Below are 18,324 nucleotides of genomic sequence, written 5' to 3' on the forward strand. Positions count from 1 at the left end.
GTCCTGCCGTATGAGCAGAAACGTATACCCCCCAGGGGTATTCCTCAGGATTATCCGAGCCCGCGCAGCTCCTTCAGCAGGGCCACGTCCGCGGCGTGCCCCTCCTTGCCGCCGGGCGTCTCGATGATCAGCGGCACACCCGCCGTCTCCGGGTGCGTACACAGCTCGGCGAAGGCGTCCCGGCCGATGCGGCCGGCGCCGATGTTCGCGTGCCGGTCCTTGTGGGCTCCCACGCCCTCCTTGGAGTCGTTCGCGTGGATCAGCTTCAGCCGTCCCGCACCCACCGTCTCCACCAGCAGGTCCAGCGTCTCCTTGGCCCCGCCCGGACCGGCCAGGTCGTGGCCCGCCGCGAAGATGTGGCAGGTGTCGAGGCAGATCCCGAGCTTCGGATGGGCGTCCAGCGCCTCGAAGTACGGGCCGAAGTCCCAGGTGCGCGAACACAGCGAGGAACCCTGTCCGGCCGTGGACTCCAGCAGCAGGAACGGGTCGTCCTCGTGGGTCAGCTCCTCCAGCAGCGGCAGCATGTGCTCCCTGACCTGCGCGAGCGCCGCCTCCCGCGGTCGCCCGCCGGTCGCCGAGCCGGTGTGCACCACCACCCCCAGCGCGCCGATCTCCCGGCCCCGGCGCAGCGAGTGGCGGAGCGACTCCACCGACTTCTCCACCGTCGCGGGCGTGTGCGAGCCGAAGTTGATCAGGTACGGCGCATGCACGTACGCCGGGATGCCCTCCGCGGCGCACTGCGCGCGGAACAGCTCGTCCTGGGCCGGGTTCCCGGCCGGGGTGGCCCAGCCGCGCGGATTCGCCACGAAGACCTGCACGGCCTCCGCGCCCATCTCCCGCGCATAGGACAGCCCGACCGAGGCGAGCCCGCCGGCCACGGGCACGTGCCCGCCCACCGGATTGCGTATGGCGTGGTTCACGTGCTGCTACAGCCCCTTGGTCCGGATGGTGATCGTGCTGCCCTCGGGTGCGGGCTGGTTGGCCGGCACCGACTGGCTCGCCACGGTGTTCGAGAAGGAGATGAGGGGCCGTTCCACCTTCACCTTGAAGCCCAGCCCCTCCAGGGTGCGCCGTGCGCTGTCCACATCCTGGTTGGTCACGTCCGGAACCTGGACTTGGCGGGGTCCCTTGGACACCGTCAGCGTCACCGTGTCCCCGGCCACGGCCTGGGTGTTCGCCGCGACCGACTGGTTGGCGACCCGGCCGGCCGGCTGCGGTGAATGGACCTGCTCGGCGGCCAGCTCGACCTTCAGGCCCAGCCGCTCCAGGTCCGCCCGGGCCTGCTCCACCGGCTGCCCGACGGTGCCCGGCACCGGCACCGGCCGGCCCTTGCTGACCACCAGGGCGACCGCCGTGTCCGGGGCCCGCTTCTCGCCGGCCGCCGGATCCGTCCTGATCACCGCGCCCAGCGGGACGTCCTCGTCGAAGGTCCGGGTCACCATGCCGGGGGCCAGCCCCTCCTTGGTGAGCATGGCCTTGGCCGCGCCCAGCGGCTTGCCCTTCAGGTTGGGGACCGAGACCACCTCGGGGCCGCGGGAGAGGACCAGGGTGACCGAGCCGTTGCCGCGGATCTGCTCCCCGGGCGCCGGATCGCTGCCCATCACCGCGCCGCGCTCGAAGCTGCTGCTGAACCTCCGGTCCACCCCCTTCACGCCCAGGCCGGCCGCCGACAGCTGCTTCCGGGCCTGCGCCTCGGTCTTCCCGAGCACGTGGGGGACCTGGGTGAACTGGCCGGAGCTGATGTACCAGACCCCGGTGCCGATCCCGAGGGCCAGCAGGACCCCGGCGAGTACGAGGAACAGGCCGCGCCGGGACGGCCCGCCCGGGAGCCGGCCCGCGAGCCCGCCCGGCGCCGCGGCCGGGGCCGGCGGCAGCGGGGCGGCCAGCCGGGAGGTGTGCTCCACCGGCTGCCGTTCCGATGTCACCGGGCGGGGGATCACCCCGGTGCGGTCCTCCGCGGAGGACCGCACCTCGGCGCGCGCCTGCGGCGGTACGGCGTCCAGCTCGGCGGCGCTCAGCCCGGCCCGGGCCTCCCGGACCAGGCCCAGCAGGGCCGCCGCGTCGTACGGGCGCAGCTCCGGGGCGCGCGCGGCGGCCTGGGCGACGAGCCCGTCCAGGGCGGCCGGCAGTCCCGGCACGGTGGCCGAAGGCGGCGGCACGTCGGCGTGCAGGTGCTGGTAGAGCACCTGGGCCGGGGTGCCGCCGGTGTGCGGCTTGGTGCCGGTGAGCATCTCGTACAGGACCACACCGCAGGCGTAGACGTCGACGCGGGTGTCGGCGGTGCCGCTCTCGATCTGCTCGGGGGCGAGGTAGGAGACGGTGCCGAGGACCGCGCCGGTGGTCTGGGTGACCGTGTCCACACTGCGGACCAGCCCGAAATCGGCCACCTTGACCCGGCCGTCGTCGCCTATCAGCACGTTCTCGGGCTTCATGTCACGGTGCACGAACCCGGCGCGGTGGGCGGCGCCGAGGGCGGCGAGGACCGGCTCCAGGATGTCCAGCGCAGCCCGCGGCTGGAGCGCGCCGCGCTCACGGAGCACATCGCGCAGGGTGCAGCCGGAGACGTACTCCATGGCGAGGTAGACATAGCCGCCGTCGGTGCCCTGGTCGAACACGGCGACCACATTGGGGTGGGCGAGGCGGGCCACGGACTTGGCCTCGCGGATGAACCGGTCGACGAAGCCGTGGTCGGCGGCGAGCGCCGGGTGCATGACCTTGAGGGCCAGGACGCGGTCGAGGCGGGTGTCGAGGGCCCGGTAGACCGTGGCCATGCCGCCGGCCGCGATGCGGGCGTCGATGCGGTAGCGGCCGTCGAGCACGCGCCCGACGAGGGGGTCATCCAGGGTCGTATCCACCCGGCGATTCTACGAGCGCCGGGCCGGAGCCCGGCCCGGGTGCCCTGGCTTGCAGCCCAGCTGTGACGTCCGGAGCGGTCCGCTGCGCGGTGATTTCCCCCACCCCGCCCCTTCCCGAAACCGGGGGCAAGCCCCCGGCCCCCGTCCGGCGCTTCGCGCCGGTGCGCTCATACGCCGCGCGGGCTGCACAGCAGCCCCGCCGGCGTTTGAGGCGCGGGGGTCCGGGGCGGAGCCCCGGTTTCGGGAAGGGGCGGGGTGGGGAAATGGCCCCGCGCAGCGGGACCCCCTCAGAACGCCGGGCGTTCCGGGTCCAGGGTGGCGCGGCCCTCACTCGGGGACGACGCCTCGGCGAAGCGGCGGACCGGGATGCGGCCCGCTCGGCGGGCCAGCCGCCCCGCCGAGACCGCGTCCCGCATCGCCGCAGCCATCAGCACCGGAGCCTGCGCCCGGGTGACCGCCGAGGCCAGCATCACCGCCGCGCAGCCGAGTTCCATGGCCTGCGTCACATCCGAGGCCGTGCCGGCCCCCGCGTCCAGGATCACCGGCACCCCCGCCCGCTCCACGATCAGCTCGAAGTTGTGCGGGTTGCGGATGCCCAGGCCGGACCCGATGGGGGAGCCCAACGGCATGATCGCCGCGCAGCCCACGTCCTCCAGCTTCCGCGCCAGCACCGGATCGTCATTGGTGTACGGAAGGACCGTGAACCCCTCGTCGACCAGGGTTTCCGCCGCGTCCAGCAGCTCCACCCCGTCCGGCAGCAGGGTCCGCTCGTCGGCGACGACCTCCAGCTTGATCCAGTCGGTGCCGAGGGCCTCCCGGGCCAGCCGGGCGGTCAGTACCGCCTCGCCCGCGGTGAAGCACCCCGCCGTGTTGGGGAGGACGTCGATGCCCAGCCGGGTCAGGACGGACAGCACCGAGCCCTGGACGGTGGGGTCCAGGCGGCGCATCGCCACCGTGGTGAGTTCGGTGCCGGAGGCCACCAGCGCCCGCTCCAGCACGTCCAGGCTCGGCGCCCCGCCCGTACCCATGATCAGCCGGGAGGAGAAGGCGCGGTCGCCGAGCCGGAAGATGTCGTCGGTCATGTCCGCTCAGCCTCCCTGGACCGCGGTGAGGATCTCGACGCGGTCGCCCTCGCCGACGGGCGTCGCGGGCCACTGGCCGCGCGGCACCACCGTTTCGTTCAGCGCCGCCGCCACCCCCGACGGGGCGGTGGTCAGCGTCGCGACCACCGCGGCCAGAGTGGTGCCGGGAGCGATTTCGCGGGGCTCGCCGTTCACGGAGATGGTCATGCGAAGGACTCCTCGCGGGCGGCGGCGGAGAACCGCCGGGGGCTGAAGGGGCGGGCGATGTCCGGGAGTTCGCCGGTGGCCAGCACCTCCGCCATGACGTCCCCGGTCACCGGGGTGAGCAGCACCCCGTTGCGGTAGTGGCCGGTGGCCAGGTGCAGCCCGGGCAGGTCGGTGGGGCCGAGCAGCGGGGCGTTATCGGGTGAGCCGGGGCGCAGGCCCGCCCGGGTCTCGGTGAGCGGGAGTTCGGTGATGCCGGGCACCAGCTCGTGGGCGTCGCGCAGCAGTTCGTACACCCCGCCCGCGGTCACCGTGGTGTCCCAGCCCAGTTCCTCGCTGGTGGCGCCGATGACGAGTTCGCCGTTCTCGCGCGGCACCAGGTAGACGTGGCTGCCGCGGACCACCGCCCGTACCGTCCGGGACAGGAACGGCGCATACGCGGCCGGCACCGAGAGCCGCAGCACCTGGCCCTTGACCGGCCGTACCGGGGGCACCACGTCCGCCGGTACGCCGTCCAGCCGGCCGCTGAGGCTGCCGGCGGCCAGTACCACCTGGCCCGCGGAGATCTCGGTGCCGTCGTCGAGCAGCGCGCCGGCCGCCCGGTCGGCGGTGACCGTGAGCCGCTCGGCGCCCGCCCGGTGGAAGACCACCCCGGCCCGCTCGCAGGCGGCCAGCAGGGCGTCCGCCAGCCGGCGCGGGTCGACCTGGTGGTCGCCGTCGACGCGCAGTCCGCCGCGTACCCCGGGAGCCAGCATCGGCTCCAGGCGGCGGCATTCGCGGCCGGTCAGCCACTCCGGCTCCAGGCCGCAGCGCCGCTGCAGGGCGTGCAGTTCGCGCAGGTGGAGGCGGTCGTCGGAGTCCAGGGCGACGGCCAGGGTGCCGCAGGCCCGGTAGCCGATGTCCAGGCCGCCGGCCTCGGCGAGTTCCGCGGCGAAGGCCTGGTAGCGGGCGGCGGAGGCGAGGTTGAGGCCCAGCAGGGTCTCCTCGCCGTAGTGCAGTTCGGTGACGGCGGCCAGCATGCCGGCCGCGACCCGGGCGGCGCCGCCGCCGGGTTCCGGGTCGGCGAGCGCCACGGTCAGGCCGCGGCGGGCGGTCCGCCAGGCGGTGGCCAGTCCGATGATCCCGCCACCGATGACGAGGACGTCCGGATGGCGCTGGCCTTGGTGGAGGTCCGGCCTCCGGGTGGATGCGTGCATGGGCGTCCAGCCCCTCCCTTCGCCGGCATGATCCGGATCAGGTTCGTACGGTCGGAGGCCGTCCAGCCTCCCTCTCAGCCCGGTGCGCCCGGACTCCCGCGGATGGGTTCGGTGGCCAGACTAACCCCCGGCCGGAAGCCCGGGTAAGGGCGCCCATTCCTGACGCATCGTCAGGTGATTAGGGTGTGCGGCGTGAACGAGCAGACGGAAGAGATCGAACAGACCGGCGTGGTGATCGTCGGCGCCGGCATGGCCGGGGTGCAGACCGCCGTCGCCCTCCGCGAGGCGGGCTTCGAGGGCCCGGTCACCCTGCTGGGAGCCGAACCGCACCAGCCCTACGACCGGCCGCCCCTGTCCAAGGCGGTGCTCCTCGGCACGGCCGAGGGCTCCGCCTTCGAGGTCGACTTCGAAGGGCTGGACATCGACCTCCGGCTCGGCGTGGAGGTCACCGGGCTGCGGGCCGCGGACCGGGAACTCGACACGGCCGCGGGCCCGGTCCGGTACGGGACGCTGGTCCTGGCCACCGGAGCGGAACCGCTGTCCCTGCCCGGCAGCGAGGGCGTCCCCGGGGTGCACCTGCTGCGCACCCTGGACGACGCGGCACGGCTCCGGCCGGTGCTGGCCGCCGCCCACGAGGTGGTGGTCGTCGGGGCCGGCTGGATCGGCGCGGAGTTCGCCACCGCCGCCCGCGCGGCGGGCTGCGCGGTGACCGTGGTCGAGGCCGCCGACCGGGTCCTGGCCGGCGCCCTCCCGGACGAGGTCACGGCCCCGATGGCGGCCTGGTACGCGCAGGCGGGTGCCCGCCTGCTCACTGGCACCAAGGTCGCCGCGGTGGAACCGGGCCTGGTCCGGCTGGCGGACGGCCGCGAGCTGCCGGCCGGTGCGGTGGTGGTCGGCATCGGCGCCCGCCCGGCCACCGGCTGGCTGGCCGGCTCGGGCGTGGAACTGGGCCCGGACGGCTCGGTCACCGCCGACGAGCGGCTGCGGAGCTCCCTGCCCGGGGTGTACGCGGTGGGCGACTGCGCCTCCTTCCCGTCCGGCCGGTACGGGACACGGCTGCTGGTGCACCACTGGGACAACGCGCTCCAGGGCCCGCGCACCGTCGCCGCGAACATCCTCGGCGCGGAGCAGGCCTACGATCCCGTGCCGTACTTCTGGTCCGAGCAGTTCGACCGCTTCGTGCAGTACGCCGGGCACCACGCCGGGGCGGACACCCTGCTGTGGCGGGGCAGCCCACAGGACCCTGCCTGGTCGGTCTGCTGGCTGCGGGACGGCGCCCTGGCCGCGGTCCTGGCCGTCGGCCGGCCCCGGGACCTGGCCCAGGGGCGCCGGCTGATCGAATCCGGCACCCCCGTGGACCCGGCCAAGGCCGCCGACCCCGCCACCCCCCTCAAATCGGCCGTCCTCTGACCGGCCCGGGCCGCCCGCCGCCCGCCCGGAACCCCGGATGGGGGGTCGGGCGGGGCCGCCGGGTACCGGGTGTCGGTCCGGGATGGCAGGCTTGGTTCCGTGACCGAGATTGACGCAAAGATCGATGCTCTCGTCCCCGAGTGGCTCTACCTCCCCGACATCGCCGAAATGCTCGACGTCGAGGTGACCAGAGTCCGCCAGCTGGTCAAGGAGGGCCAGCTCATCGCCGTACGCCGCGGTGAGAACCGCGCACTGCAGGTGCCCGCCGCCTTCATCGACGGCGACAAGGTGGTCAAGGGCCTCTCCGGCACCCTGACCCTGCTCCGGGACGACGGCTTCACCGACGAAGAGATGCTGGAGTGGCTCTTCACCGCGGACCCGAGCCTGCCCGGCACCCCCGCGCAGGCCCTCAGCGAGAATCGCGGTACGGAGGTGAAGCGCCGCGCCCAGGCGCTCGCCGTCTGACGGAACCCTCGCCGTTCCGTCGTTCCGCCGTTCGCAGTTCATCGCTCCAACCGGTGTACGGGCCCCAGCGCGGGCCCGTACACCGCGCCACCCGGGGGGTTCACCCATGTCCTTGGCCGACGCACGCCTCTACCTCTGCACCGACGCCCGCAAGCGCCAGGGCGACCTGCCCGAGTTCCTGGACGCCGTCCTTGCGGGCGGGGTGGACATCGTCCAGCTCCGGGACAAGGGCATGGAGGCCGGCGAGGAGCTGGAGCACCTCCGGGTGTTCGCCGAGGCCGCCCGCCGCCACGGCAAGCTGCTGGCGGTCAACGACCGGGCCGATGTCGCCCACGCCATCGGCTCCGACGTGCTGCACCTCGGCCAGGGCGACATCCCCGTCCCGGCCGCCCGCGCGATCCTGCCCCCCGCCGTGCTCATCGGCCGGTCCTGCCACGCGGAGGCCGAGGTGGACGCCGCCGTGGCCGAGCCCGGCGTGGACTACTTCTGCACCGGCCCCTGCTGGCCCACCCCCACCAAGCCCGGCCGGTACGCCCCCGGGCTCGGGCTCGTCCGGTACGCCGCCTCCCTCGCACAGGACCGCCCCTGGTTCGCCATCGGGGGCATCGACGCCGCCAACCTGGACGAGGTGCTGGACGCCGGCGCCACCCGGGTGGTCGTGGTCCGGGCCATCACCGAGGCCGAGGACCCGGGTGCCGCCGCCGCGGCCCTGGCCAAGCGGGTCCGCGAGCGCCTGGCCTGACTCCGGCCCCGTCCGCCACCTGACACACCGGGCCCGCCACAAGTTGTCCAAAAACATGTCCAATGGGTGGACACCGCTTCGGCGTGCCGGGGCGCCCGTCTAACCTGCCGGTATGGCCCTTGGTACCGCTTCGACCTGGACGGACCGTGCACGCACGGTCCATGAGCTGCTCGTGTCCGGCAGGCCCACGTACTCCTTCGAGTTCTGGGCCCCCAAGACCGAGAAGGGCGAGCGGAACCTCTGGAACGCGCTCCGCAGGGTCGAGGCGGTGGCCCCGAGCTTCGTCTCGGTGACCTACGGAGCCGGCGGGACCACCCGCGGCGGCACCGTCAAGGCCACCCAGGAGATCGCCGCCGACACCACCCTGACCCCGGTCGCCCACCTCACCGCCGTCGACCACTCCATCGCCGAGCTGCGTCACGTCATCGGCCAGTTCGCCGACGCCGGCATCCGCAACATGCTCGCCCTCCGCGGCGACCCGCCGGGCGACCCGATGGGGGAGTGGGTCCCACACCCCGAGGGAGTGCACTACGCCGCCGATCTGGTCCGGCTGCTCAAGGAGTCCGGCGACTTCTGCGTCGGAGTCGCCGCCTTCCCCGAGATGCACCCGCGCTCCTCGGACTGGGATACGGACATCCGTCACTTCGTGGACAAGTGCCGCGCCGGTGCCGACTATGCGATCACCCAGATGTTCTTCGATCCGGAGAATTATCTGAGGCTCCGCGACAGCGTCGAGAAGGCGGGCTGCGAGACCCCGATCATCCCTGAGGTCATGCCCGTTGTGGGGATCAAGCAGCTCGACCGACTGCCTCAGTTGAGCACCGCAGTCTTCCCCCGGGACGTGAAAGAGCGCATGCTCGCCGTCAAGGACGATCCGGCCGCTGTACGCTCCATTGGCATCGAGTTCGCCACGGAGTTCTGCGCGCGGCTGCTGTCCGAGGGTGTCCCTGGACTGCACTTCATCACGCTGAACAATTCCACGGCGACTCTCGAGATCTACGAGAACCTCGGCCTGCACCAGCGGGCCTAGACCGGCCGTACCTCGTCGGGCGGCCGTACGAGAGGGGCCAGGCATGGGGATGTACGTCCTCTACGGCGCGTTCGGCTTGGTCGCGTTGTGGCTGCTCGCCGAGGTCCTGCTGCAGTACAAGGCCCGGCTGCGGTGGCGGCTGCTCGCCTTCACGGGGTTCCTCGGTGTGGTCGCCGGCGTGATACTCCCCTCGGTGCCGGTCATCGGGGCCGGCGCGGGGGCCTTCGCGATCGGCCAGACCCTGGTCACGCTCTCCTTCCGCAAGGGATTCGTGGCCGGCTGGGCACTGCGCCGCGGCGCGGACGCGGGCACCCCGGCCGCCGAGCCGGCCACCGGCCGCCGCCGGTCCGCCCCCGCCGAGCGCCAGGAGCCCTCCCTGCGGGTGTCCGGCCTGGCCTTCGATGCCGAGGACACCCCGCGCCGGCCCGCCGAGGAGGCCGAGGAGCGCCCGGAGCCGGCCTTCTTCAGCCCGCAGCCGCTGCCCGAGGACACCGGCTCGTACGGCATCCAGAGCTTCCAGGGGCAGGACCAGGGCCAGGGCGGCCACGGCCACGGCGGTCAGGGCCAGGGCTTCGCCCCCGACGGTTTCGCGCCCGGCGGTTTCGCCCCCGCCGCCGACCCGGCACAGACCACCCCCTTCGCCTCCCCGTACACCACCGCCGAGCAGGACGCCCACCAGTACGCGGCCTACTACGACCCGCACACCCAGGGCGGCAGCGGCTACGACTACTCCGGCGGCTTCGCCCCCGGCGGCGAGCAGCCGGTCTACGCGGCGTACTCCGACCCGTACATCGGCACCGCCGGCGTCACCCAGCCGCAGCCCTACCGGTACGCCGACCCGTACGTCCACGGGCAGTACGCCATGGACACCCCGCCCGGCGGCGTCTGGGTGCCGCAGCAGCGCTCCGACGAGGCCCAGCCCTACCCGCAGCAGCCCTGGGCCGGGCAGGACCAGCAGCAGCCGCCGTACGACCCGCAGCAGGGCTACCCGTACCAGGGCACCGGCGAGTACGAGCAGTACCGCTACTGACCCGGCTGCCGGCCCGGCTGCCGACCCGGCGCGGCCGTCACCGGCTGCCCCGGCTCACTGGGAGCCGCGGAAGTCCGCGCCCTCCACGATCAGCCCGGCCACCAGCGCCCCGGTCATCCCCGCGTGCGGCAGCCCGCCGCCCGGATGCGCCCAGCCGCCCGCCAGGTACAGCCCGGGCAGGGCGGTGGCATTGGCCGGGTACAGCAGCCGGCCCCCGGCCCCCGCGAGGGCGGGCAGCGGCACCGAACCGGCCACCGCACCGGTGGCCTCGGCCACGTCGACCGGGGTGCGGACCTCGTGCCACAGCAGCCGCTCCTGCAGGTCGGGCACGACCAGGGCCGCCGCCTCCAGGAGCCGTTCGGCGTGCGGCCGGGACACCGAGGGCTCCGACCAGTCGATCACCCCGTGCGGGGCGCACCCGGCCTGCACGGTGACCGCCTCGTGGTCCTCGTCGGGCCGGGTGGCGGGATCGTCGGGGCGCAGCACCGTCAGGGCGGGGGAGGTGCCGCGGCTGTACAGCCGGGTGCGGTGCGCGGTGCCCGGCGGGCGGGCCCCGCGCAGCGCGAGGAACAGCGTGAACCGGCTGGTCCCGGCCAGGCCCCCGCGGGCCGGCACCGCGTCCTCGGGCCAGGGCACCGAGTCGGCCGGCAGCTGCCGGGGGTCGATCCCGCAGACGACCGAGTCGGCGGCCACCTCGGTGCCGTCGGCCAGCAGCAGGCCGGCCGCCCGGCCCTGCGGCGCGAGGACCTCCCGCACCTCCGCATCGAAGACGAAGGAGACCTTCCGCTCCAGGCAGCGCTCGTACACGGCGGTGGCCAGGGCCCGCATGCCGCCGCGGACGTACCAGCTGCCGAAGGTCTGCTCCAGGTACGGCAGCACGGTGGCCGACCCGGGCGCCGACCAGGGGTCCAGCCCGTACTCGGCGACCAGGCCGATCAGCAGTTCGCCGAGGGCGCCGCCCAGCTCGCGGTCGGCGATCTCTTTCAGGGTCGGGGTGCGGCGGCGCAGCAGGCCGCTCTTGCGCAGCGCGGGGTAGGGGTCGGTGCCCAGGGCCTGCCGGTCGGCGCGCAGCGGCTCCTCCAGCAGCGGGCGGCGGGTGGCGTCCCAGACGTCCCGGGCCCGGCCCAGCATGTCGTTCCAGCGGCTGCCGGCGCCCGGACCGAAGGCCTGGTCGAGGGCGGCGGCGACCCCTCCGTGGGACGCGCCCGGGAGGGTGACGTCGATGCCGTAGTCGGGAAGGACGTGCCGGACCGCCGGGTTCACCTGGACCATGTCCACGCACTGTTCCAGCGGTCGCTTCCCGGTCTTGACGAACAGGTCCCGGTAGACGGCGGGCAGGTGCAGCAGCCCCGGCCCGGTGTCGAAGACGAAGCCCTCGCGTTCGTACCGTCCGACTGCTCCGCCATAGGTCGCCGAGCGCTCGTACACCGTCACCCGGTGGCCTGCCACGGCCAGCCGGGCGGCCGTCGCCATCGCGCCCATCCCGGCGCCGATCACCGCAATTCGTGCCATGCGGTGACCTTATCGAGCCCGCTCAGCCGGGCGGCGGGCCGGTCCGGTCCGGCGCCCGGGCCACGGCCTCCGCTTGGGCCTCTGCCTCTGCCTCGGCCGCCAGGCGTCTCTCCTCGCGGCGCTGGGCGCGGCGGCGCAGGAAGCGGCGGATCCGGGACCAGAGGAAGACCAGCAGGGCGAGGCCGAGGGCGAGGAGCACGGCCGCGATGATCGCGGCGGCCACCGGGTTGAACATGGCGAAGGTGACGACGGCCCCGACGCCGAGGTCCTCGGCGGTGCTCATGGCGATATTGCTGAACGGCTCGGGCGAGGTGTTGATCGCCATCCGGGTGCCGGCCTTGACGCAATGGCTGGCCAGGGCGGTGGTCCCGCCGACCGCACCGGCGGCGAGATCGGACAGCGAGCCGCTCTGCCCGGCCAGCAGGGCGCCGATGACGGCTCCGGCGACCGGGCGGATCACGGTGTGGACGGTGTCCCAGAGGGAGTCCACATAGGGGATCTTGTCGGCGACCGCCTCGCAGAGGAACAGGATGCCGGCCGCCACCAGGACATCGGTCCGCTGGAGTGACTCGGGCACCTCGTCGCTCAGCCCGGTCGCGCCGAAGATGCCGAGCAGGAGGACCACGGCGTAGGCGTTGATCCCGCTGGCCCAGCCGCTGGTGAAGACCAGGGGGAGGACACTCACCCGACCAGCATGCCGCAACAGCCGGGCACCGGCCGATCGGCCGGCCGGGGGAGATGCACGAGGGGGTGACCGCCGTCGGCGGTCACCCCCTCATACAGAGATCAGTGCCCCTGCTGTTCGTCGCGGCGGCGCTGCCACCGCTGTTCGATGCGGGTCATCATCGACCGACGCTGTCGGTTGTGGCCACGGCCGGCGCCACCGGCACTGCTGCCGGAAACGGGCTGCTCGCCGGGTTTGGGTGCCTTGCGCCATCCGGTGACCGCGAGAACCGCGCAGCCCAGCATGACGAGAAAGCCCACCACGCTGATCCAGATCAGATTTCCCTGCGCGACCATTCCGGTCATGAGGAGCGCGATACCCACCAGAAAGCCTGCGACCGCCTGGTAGACCCGTCGCCGGGTGTACGTACGCAGCCCGCTTCCCTCAAGCGCTGTCGCGAACTTGGGATCTTCGGCGTACAGCGCTCGCTCCATCTGCTCGAGCATTCGCTGCTCGTGCTCCGAGAGCGGCACGGGAGTCCTCCTCATCCGTCGGTCGCGGGGGTAGCGACCGGGGGTCCCCTTCAGGATAGGCAGGGAATCGCCCCCGAGAAACCCGCCCCTCTACGCCATGTTTTCGAAACGAGCACTGCCTGAATCAAGCACTGCGGCAAACCTACCGTCGCAACGGCGTCCGGTGAGGCCATTGTTCCCCAACGGCCCCTGGACCACACCGGACGGTGTCCCCCGATCATACGGGTCCGCGCGCCGGAGCGGAGGGCTTGTGGATGCACTGCGTCACATCCGGGCCCGGGACAGCGCCGCAGCTCAGGCCTGCTTCTCGCCCAATACGTGCAACTGCGTGGCGACCGCGTGGAAGGCGGGCAGCTCGGCCGCCGCCTCCTCCAGCTTGAGCAGGGCTTCGACGGCGCCCGGTTCGGTGTCGACCAGGACCCCGGGGACCAGATCGGCGAAGACCCGGACGCCGTGCACCGCGCCGACCTCCAGACCGGCTCCGCCGACCAGCTCGGCGAGCTGCTCCGCGGTGAACCGGCGGGGCACCGGGTCCCCCGCGCCCCAGCGGCCGGCCGGGTCGGCGAGGGCGGTACGGGCCTCGGTGAAGTGCCCCGCCAGCGCCCGGGCCAGCACGGCACCGCCGAGGCCGGCGGCGAGCAGGCTCAGGATGCCGCCGGGGCGCAGCGCGGCGACCGCATTGGCGACGCCCTCGGCGGGGTCGTCCACGTACTCCAGCACGCCGTGGCAGAGCACCACGTCGTACGAACCCTGCTCGACGACGTCCAGCAGCCCCTGGGCGTCCCCCTGCACCCCGCGGACCAGGTCGGCGACCCCGGCCTCGGCGACCCGGCGCTCCAGCCCGAACAGTGCGTTCGGGCTGGGGTCGACCACGGTGACCCGGTGGCCGAGCCGGGCCACCGGGACCGCGAACTTGCCGGTGCCGCCGCCGGTGTCGAGCACATCCAGCACGTCCTGCCCGGTCGCCTTGACGCGGCGGTCGAGAGCCTCCTTCAGGACCTCCCACACCACGGCGGTACGGAGGGAGGCGCGGGGGCGGGAACTGTCGGACACGTCGAATGGCTCCTCGGCGCGGATGGGGGTACCCCCGGGCGGAATCCGGGGGAGGTGTGCGGTGCGGCCTCCACCCTATTCCCTCCCGCAGCCGGGCCGGTCATCCCGCGTCGGGGCGCGGTGCGGGGAGGGCTGGCTGGAGGGCCAGCATCCGTTCGACCAGGCGCAGGAACATCGAGGCGGCGCGCAGCAGATCGTCCGCGTCCCGGCCGCTCGCGGCGTCCGGTATCCCCGCCTCGGCCCGGGCCCGCCGGGCCGCACCCGAGGCGAAGAGGGCGCTCCACTCCGCCAGTTCCGGCGCTATCTCCGGCAGGACCTCCCAGGCGCTGCGGATCCGCGGCCGGCGCCGCGGGCCGACCGGCTCCGGCCGGGCCCGGGCGGCGAGCACGGCCGCGGCGGTGCGCAGGGCGGCGAGGTGGGCGGTGGCGTACCGATCGTTGGGCAGGGGCAGCTGTGCGGCCTCGTCCAGGCCGCGGCGGGCCTTGGCGAGCAGGTCGAGGGCGGCCGGCGGGGCCGTCGACTTCCGCAGGACGGGATGGACAGGGGACGGGGACGGTGTGGCCATGACGAACCTCCTGTCGTTGCGTTCTGTCTGTCTTCGCTCATCCATCGTGACCGACCCCACTGACAATCGCCCTGACCTGGGGATTCGAGGGATTTGGGGGTGGGTGCAACGGCTGCCTACGAAGGATGCTAGTTTTTGAACTGACCAGTCAGTTCAAAACGGGGTGAGCGAAGGGGGAGGGCGTGGACAGCCCGCACGGCGCGGCCGTCAAGGCCGCAGGCTTCGGACTCAAGGGCCCGCGCGGCTGGGTCTTCCGGGGCGTGGACATCGACGCCGCCCCCGGCTCCCTGATCGCCGTCGAAGGACCGTCCGGCAGTGGTCGCACCTGCCTGCTGCTGGCGCTCACCGGCCGGATGAAGGCCACCGAGGGACATGCGGAGGTGGCCGGCCACCGGCTGCCCAAGGCACTGGGCGCGGTCCGCCGGATCACCGGGCTCGGCCCGGTGCCGGGGGTCACCGACCTGGACCCGGCGCTGACCGTCGCCGAGCAGCTGCGCGAAGGCGCGCTGCTCCAGCGCCGGTACGAGGGGCCGGTCCGCGCACTGCTCCGCTCCCCGCGGGAACGGGCCGCCGCGACCGCCGCCCGGATCGACGCGGCCCTCGCCGCGGCGGGCCTGGACCTAACCGCCCTCCCCAAGGGCCCCCGCACCTCGGTACGCGACCTGGAACGCCTGGAGGCCCTCCGCCTCTCGGTGGCCATCGCCCTGCTGGGCACCCCGCGCCTGCTGGCCGTCGACGACACCGACCTGAAGCTCTCCGACGCGGAGCGCGCCGAGGCCTGGTCCCTGCTGCGCGGCCTGGCCGCCGCCGGCACCACCGTCCTGGCGGTGTGCAGCGAGGCCCCGTCCGACGCGGTGCTGCTGCGCACCGGCCGGACCGCGGCGGCCCCGGCGGCCCCGGAGGCCCCGGCGGTGTCGGTGGAGCCGGGGGGCTCCACCGACACCCCGGCCGAAGCGGGGACGCCGGACGCGGACGACCAGGCCCCGAAGCAGAACACGAAGGACACGCAGGACACGCAGAACACGAAGGAGGAGACGGCCGATGCGATCGCCGAAGCTCGCCGCGCTTGAGCTCAAGCGCTTCGGCAGGGGCAAGCTGCCGCGCGCCGCGCTCGTCGCCCTGCTGCTGTTGCCGCTGCTCTACGGCGCCCTGTACCTCTGCTCGTTCTGGGACCCGTACAGCCGCCTCGACAAGGTGCCCGTCGCACTCGTCAACGCCGACCGCGGAGCCACCGTCGACGGCAAGCGCATCGACGCCGGCGACGAGATCGCCGCGAAGCTGAAGGACAGCAAGACCTTCGGCTGGCAGGAGGTCGGCGCGGACGAGGCCGCCGAGGGACTCGAGAACGGCACCTACTACCTCACCCTCACCATGCCCGCCGACTTCAGCGAGCGGATCGCCTCCAGCTCCGGCGAGGACCCCACCACCGGCGCCCTCCAGGTCCGCACCAACGACTCCAACAACTACATCGTCGGCTCGATCTCCAAGACCGTCTTCTCCGAGGTCCGCGCCGCCGCGTCCAGCAACGCCTCCCGCGGCTTCCTCGACAAGATCTTCGTCTCCTTCTCCGACCTCCACGACAAGACCGCCGAGGCCGCCGACGGCGCCACCCAGCTCAAGGACGGCACCGTCCAGGCCAAGAAGGGCGCCAAGGACCTGGCGGACGGCCTGGACACCGCCAAGGAGAAGACCGGCGAACTGACCGCCGGCCTCAAGACGCTCGACTCGGCCGCCGGCGAACTGGAGACCGGCACCAAGAAGATCGCCTCCGGTACCCAGACCCTCGCCGACAAGGTCAACGGCGCCGCCTCCAAGGCCCGCCCCTTCCTCAAGGACCCCAAGAGCCTCGCCGCCCAGGCCGAACTCGTCGCCGACTCCGCCCAGACCGTCCGCAAGCACCTCGGCGGCTTCGCCGAAAAAGCACCGGGCGCCGCTGCCGCCACCAAGAAGGTCTCCGACCGGGCCGACGACGTCTACGCGAAGACCTGCACCCAGGCCACCACGCCCACGCCGCCCGCCACCTGCCCCGAGCTGAAGAAGCTCAAGGACGGGGCCGCCGAGGCCGCCGAACTCGCCGGTGACGTCAACGCCGTGGTCAAGGCCTCCGACGGCGACCTCGACAAGCTCAAGGGGCAGCTGGCCGACCTGGAGAACAAGGCCCGCGACGTGGCCGAGCAGGCCCCGGCCCTCTCCGCCGACCTCGACGCCGCCGTCGCCAAGGTCAACGCCCTCAACACCGGCGCCCAGAAGGTCGCCACCGGCATGGACCAACTGCACACCGGCATCACCTCCGCCCGCACCGGCTCCGCGAAGATCGACACCGGCGTCGGCAAGCTGGGCGACGGCGCACACAGCCTCGACGGCGGCATCTTCAAACTCGTCGACGGCTCCGGCGAACTCGCCTCCGGCCTGCACGAGGGCGTCGGCAAGATCCCCGACTACGACCAGCAGCAGCGCGACGCCCGCACCGAGGTCATGGCCGACCCGGTCCGGCTGGCCGCCCAGACCCTGAACAAGGTCCCCAACTACGGCACCGGCTTCGCCCCGTACTTCATCCCGCTGTCCCTCTGGGTCGGCGCGATGGTCGCCTACATGCTGATCGCCCCGGTCAACCGCCGGGCCCTCGCCGCCGGCGCCTCGCCCTGGCGGATCGCCCTGGCCGGCTGGCTGCCCGTCGCCTCCCTCGGCGTCCTCCAGGTCGCCCTGCTGATGGCCGTCCTGCACTTCGGCCTCGGCCTGGAGCCGGCCCACCCGGCCACCACCATCGGCTTCCTGGCCCTGGTCACCGGCTGCTTCGCCGCCATCGTGCAGTGGCTCAACGCCAAGTTCGGCGCGGCCGGCCGGATCCTGGTCCTCGCCGTCCTGATGCTCCAGCTCACCTCGGCCGGCGGCACCTACCCGGTGCAGACCAGCCCCGGATTCTTCAACGCCATCCACCCCTACCTGCCGATGTCCTACGTGGTCGAAAGCCTCCGCAAACTCATCAGCGGAGGCGACCTCACCCCGGTCTGGCAGGGCTGCGCCGTCCTGACGGCCTTCACCGTCGGCGCACTGGCACTCACCGCGCTCGCCGCCCGCGGCAAGCAGGTGTGGACGATGGACCGGCTGCACCCGGACCTGAGCCTCTAGGGGACCTGTGAGAATCAGCGCCATGGAAAGCAGCACCAGCAGCATCGGCACCGGCACCACCAGGCGGCGGGCCACCCGGCAGAAGCTCTACGAAGCGGCCGTCACCCTCATCGCCGAACAGGGCTTCTCCGCGACCACGGTCGAGGAGATCGCCGAACGGGCGGGCGTTGCGAAGGGCACCGTCTACTACAACTTCGCCAGCAAGACGGACCTCTTCGAAGAGCTGCTCCGGCACGGGGTCGGCCTGCTGACCGCCTCGCTGCGGACCGCCGCGGAGGAAACGGAAGCGCGCGGCGGCAGCAAGGTCGAGGCGCTGGACGCCATGATCCGGGCCGGCCTGGTCTTCATCGACCGCTACCCCGCCTTCACCCAGCTGTACGTGGCCGAGCTCTGGCGCACCAACCGGGCCTGGCAGTCCACCCTGATGGTGGTCCGGCAGGAAGCGGTCGCGGTGGTGGAGACGGTCCTGCGGGAGGGCGTCGAACGCGGCGAACTCAGCACCGAGATCGATGTGCCGCTGACCGCTGCCGCGCTGGTCGGCATGGTGCTGGTGGCTGCGCTGGACTGGCAGTCCTTCCAGCGTGAACGGTCCCTGGACGACGTCCACTCCGCGCTGTCGCTGCTGCTGCGGGGGCGGGTCAGCGGCAGCCGCTGACGCCCGGTCGGCGGTGTCCCGGCCGGGACCGGGACGCGTAGAACTGAGTACCCGTACCCAGACGCGGGATGAGCACGAGCACGGATGGCTGCCGCCCGCGGCATTGCCAGACTGGGAACCACGGACAGGGGCACTCGGCCCCGCACCGCGGACACGGGGCCGCGGAGCGGAGCCGAGGGCTCCCCTCTTTTTGGGGCTC

The 18,324-nt window shown here is 73.3% G+C and carries 18 protein-coding genes and 1 riboswitch; of the genes, 8 read left to right on the top strand and 10 right to left on the bottom strand.

Features of this window, described 5'->3' with window-relative positions:
* Window positions 1-50 precede the first annotated feature (50 nt).
* From DEJ50_RS24550 to thiO, 5 genes are all read right to left on the bottom strand, one after another.
* On the bottom strand, window positions 51-908 hold the full coding sequence (locus DEJ50_RS24550) for a deoxyribonuclease IV (RefSeq protein ID WP_150212341.1): 858 nt from the start codon (window positions 906-908) through the stop codon (window positions 51-53).
* A gap of 18 nt (window positions 909-926) precedes the next feature.
* Window positions 927-2,855, bottom strand: coding sequence for a Stk1 family PASTA domain-containing Ser/Thr kinase (gene pknB / locus DEJ50_RS24555; protein WP_150210269.1), 1,929 nt, complete (start codon window positions 2,853-2,855; stop codon window positions 927-929).
* A gap of 287 nt (window positions 2,856-3,142) precedes the next feature.
* Window positions 3,143-3,937: a thiazole synthase gene (locus DEJ50_RS24560; protein ID WP_150210270.1), complete on the bottom strand. Its 795-nt coding sequence runs from the start codon at window positions 3,935-3,937 to the stop codon at window positions 3,143-3,145.
* A gap of 6 nt (window positions 3,938-3,943) precedes the next feature.
* Window positions 3,944-4,144, bottom strand: coding sequence for a sulfur carrier protein ThiS (gene thiS, locus DEJ50_RS24565; RefSeq protein WP_150210271.1), 201 nt, complete (start codon window positions 4,142-4,144; stop codon window positions 3,944-3,946).
* Window positions 4,141-5,337, bottom strand: a complete 1,197-nt coding sequence (thiO, locus tag DEJ50_RS24570) for a glycine oxidase ThiO (protein ID WP_150210272.1) — start codon at window positions 5,335-5,337, stop codon at window positions 4,141-4,143. The genes thiS and thiO overlap by 4 nt, the downstream gene beginning before the upstream one ends.
* Window positions 5,335-5,447, bottom strand: a riboswitch (TPP riboswitch). It overlaps the preceding gene by 3 nt.
* A gap of 82 nt (window positions 5,448-5,529) precedes the next feature.
* Between thiO and DEJ50_RS24575 the strand changes: the two genes are divergently transcribed.
* From DEJ50_RS24575 to DEJ50_RS24595, 5 genes are all read left to right on the top strand, one after another.
* Window positions 5,530-6,747 (top strand): NAD(P)/FAD-dependent oxidoreductase, encoded by a 1,218-nt coding sequence (locus DEJ50_RS24575; RefSeq protein WP_150210273.1) that lies wholly within the window; start codon window positions 5,530-5,532, stop codon window positions 6,745-6,747.
* 99 nt (window positions 6,748-6,846) lie between these two features.
* Complete coding sequence (locus DEJ50_RS24580) at window positions 6,847-7,212, top strand: Rv2175c family DNA-binding protein (RefSeq protein ID WP_150210274.1); 366 nt, start codon at window positions 6,847-6,849, stop codon at window positions 7,210-7,212.
* A 106-nt stretch (window positions 7,213-7,318) separates the two neighbouring features.
* Entirely contained in the window at window positions 7,319-7,954 is a 636-nt protein-coding gene (gene thiE / locus DEJ50_RS24585; protein ID WP_150210275.1) for a thiamine phosphate synthase, read from the top strand.
* Between the two features lie 112 nt (window positions 7,955-8,066).
* Window positions 8,067-8,984 (top strand): methylenetetrahydrofolate reductase [NAD(P)H], encoded by a 918-nt coding sequence (gene metF, locus DEJ50_RS24590; protein ID WP_150210276.1) that lies wholly within the window; start codon window positions 8,067-8,069, stop codon window positions 8,982-8,984.
* 43 nt (window positions 8,985-9,027) lie between these two features.
* Entirely contained in the window at window positions 9,028-10,014 is a 987-nt protein-coding gene (locus DEJ50_RS24595; protein ID WP_150210277.1) for a hypothetical protein, read from the top strand.
* Window positions 10,015-10,068: 54 nt separating this feature from the next.
* On the opposite strand, the gene DEJ50_RS24600 is transcribed toward DEJ50_RS24595, so the two are convergent.
* The 5 genes from DEJ50_RS24600 to DEJ50_RS24620 all read right to left on the bottom strand — a co-directional run bounded on the left by DEJ50_RS24600 (window position 10,069) and on the right by DEJ50_RS24620 (window position 14,341).
* Window positions 10,069-11,526: a phytoene desaturase family protein gene (locus tag DEJ50_RS24600; protein ID WP_150210278.1), complete on the bottom strand. Its 1,458-nt coding sequence runs from the start codon at window positions 11,524-11,526 to the stop codon at window positions 10,069-10,071.
* A gap of 22 nt (window positions 11,527-11,548) precedes the next feature.
* On the bottom strand, window positions 11,549-12,211 hold the full coding sequence (locus DEJ50_RS24605) for a DUF4126 domain-containing protein (RefSeq protein ID WP_150210279.1): 663 nt from the start codon (window positions 12,209-12,211) through the stop codon (window positions 11,549-11,551).
* 101 nt (window positions 12,212-12,312) lie between these two features.
* Complete coding sequence (locus tag DEJ50_RS24610; protein ID WP_150210280.1) at window positions 12,313-12,723, bottom strand: DUF3040 domain-containing protein; 411 nt, start codon at window positions 12,721-12,723, stop codon at window positions 12,313-12,315.
* 294 nt (window positions 12,724-13,017) lie between these two features.
* Window positions 13,018-13,776: a methyltransferase domain-containing protein gene (locus tag DEJ50_RS24615; RefSeq protein WP_150210281.1), complete on the bottom strand. Its 759-nt coding sequence runs from the start codon at window positions 13,774-13,776 to the stop codon at window positions 13,018-13,020.
* A 100-nt stretch (window positions 13,777-13,876) separates the two neighbouring features.
* Entirely contained in the window at window positions 13,877-14,341 is a 465-nt protein-coding gene (locus tag DEJ50_RS24620) for an SAV_6107 family HEPN domain-containing protein (protein ID WP_150210282.1), read from the bottom strand.
* Between the two features lie 182 nt (window positions 14,342-14,523).
* Here DEJ50_RS24620 and DEJ50_RS24625 point away from each other — a divergent pair, with 182 nt between their 5' ends.
* From DEJ50_RS24625 to DEJ50_RS24635, 3 genes are read left to right on the top strand one after another with little or no spacing between them, the layout of a single operon-like run.
* Window positions 14,524-15,411 (top strand): ATP-binding cassette domain-containing protein, encoded by an 888-nt coding sequence (locus DEJ50_RS24625; RefSeq protein ID WP_150210283.1) that lies wholly within the window; start codon window positions 14,524-14,526, stop codon window positions 15,409-15,411.
* Window positions 15,383-17,470 carry a YhgE/Pip family protein gene (locus tag DEJ50_RS24630; protein ID WP_150210284.1) on the top strand — a complete coding sequence of 696 codons (2,088 nt, stop codon included), beginning with the start codon at window positions 15,383-15,385 and terminating at the stop codon, window positions 17,468-17,470. Before DEJ50_RS24625 ends, DEJ50_RS24630 begins: the two co-directional genes overlap by 29 nt.
* Window positions 17,471-17,492: 22 nt before the next feature.
* Window positions 17,493-18,125, top strand: a complete 633-nt coding sequence (locus DEJ50_RS24635; protein WP_150210285.1) for a TetR/AcrR family transcriptional regulator — start codon at window positions 17,493-17,495, stop codon at window positions 18,123-18,125.
* The last annotated feature ends 199 nt before the right edge of the window (window positions 18,126-18,324 follow it).

The organism is Streptomyces venezuelae (genome assembly GCF_008642295.1).
GTDB lineage: Bacteria > Actinomycetota > Actinomycetes > Streptomycetales > Streptomycetaceae > Streptomyces > Streptomyces venezuelae_C.

What these genes read in the sequence shown, in the direction of transcription:
- metF (WP_150210276.1), top strand. Translation starts at nt 8,067, where the DNA reads ATGGCCCTTGGTACCGCTTCGACCTGGACGGACCGTGCACGCACGGTC.
- thiE (WP_150210275.1), top strand. Translation starts at nt 7,319, where the DNA reads ATGTCCTTGGCCGACGCACGCCTCTACCTCTGCACCGACGCCCGCAAG.
- DEJ50_RS24635 (WP_150210285.1), top strand. Translation starts at nt 17,493, where the DNA reads ATGGAAAGCAGCACCAGCAGCATCGGCACCGGCACCACCAGGCGGCGG.
- DEJ50_RS24630 (WP_150210284.1), top strand. Translation starts at nt 15,383, where the DNA reads ATGCGATCGCCGAAGCTCGCCGCGCTTGAGCTCAAGCGCTTCGGCAGG.
- DEJ50_RS24595 (WP_150210277.1), top strand. Translation starts at nt 9,028, where the DNA reads ATGGGGATGTACGTCCTCTACGGCGCGTTCGGCTTGGTCGCGTTGTGG.
- thiO (WP_150210272.1), bottom strand. Translation starts at nt 5,337, where the DNA reads ATGCACGCATCCACCCGGAGGCCGGACCTCCACCAAGGCCAGCGCCAT.
- DEJ50_RS24560 (WP_150210270.1), bottom strand. Translation starts at nt 3,937, where the DNA reads ATGACCGACGACATCTTCCGGCTCGGCGACCGCGCCTTCTCCTCCCGG.
- DEJ50_RS24600 (WP_150210278.1), bottom strand. Translation starts at nt 11,526, where the DNA reads ATGGCACGAATTGCGGTGATCGGCGCCGGGATGGGCGCGATGGCGACG.
- DEJ50_RS24620 (WP_150210282.1), bottom strand. Translation starts at nt 14,341, where the DNA reads ATGGCCACACCGTCCCCGTCCCCTGTCCATCCCGTCCTGCGGAAGTCG.
- thiS (WP_150210271.1), bottom strand. Translation starts at nt 4,144, where the DNA reads ATGACCATCTCCGTGAACGGCGAGCCCCGCGAAATCGCTCCCGGCACC.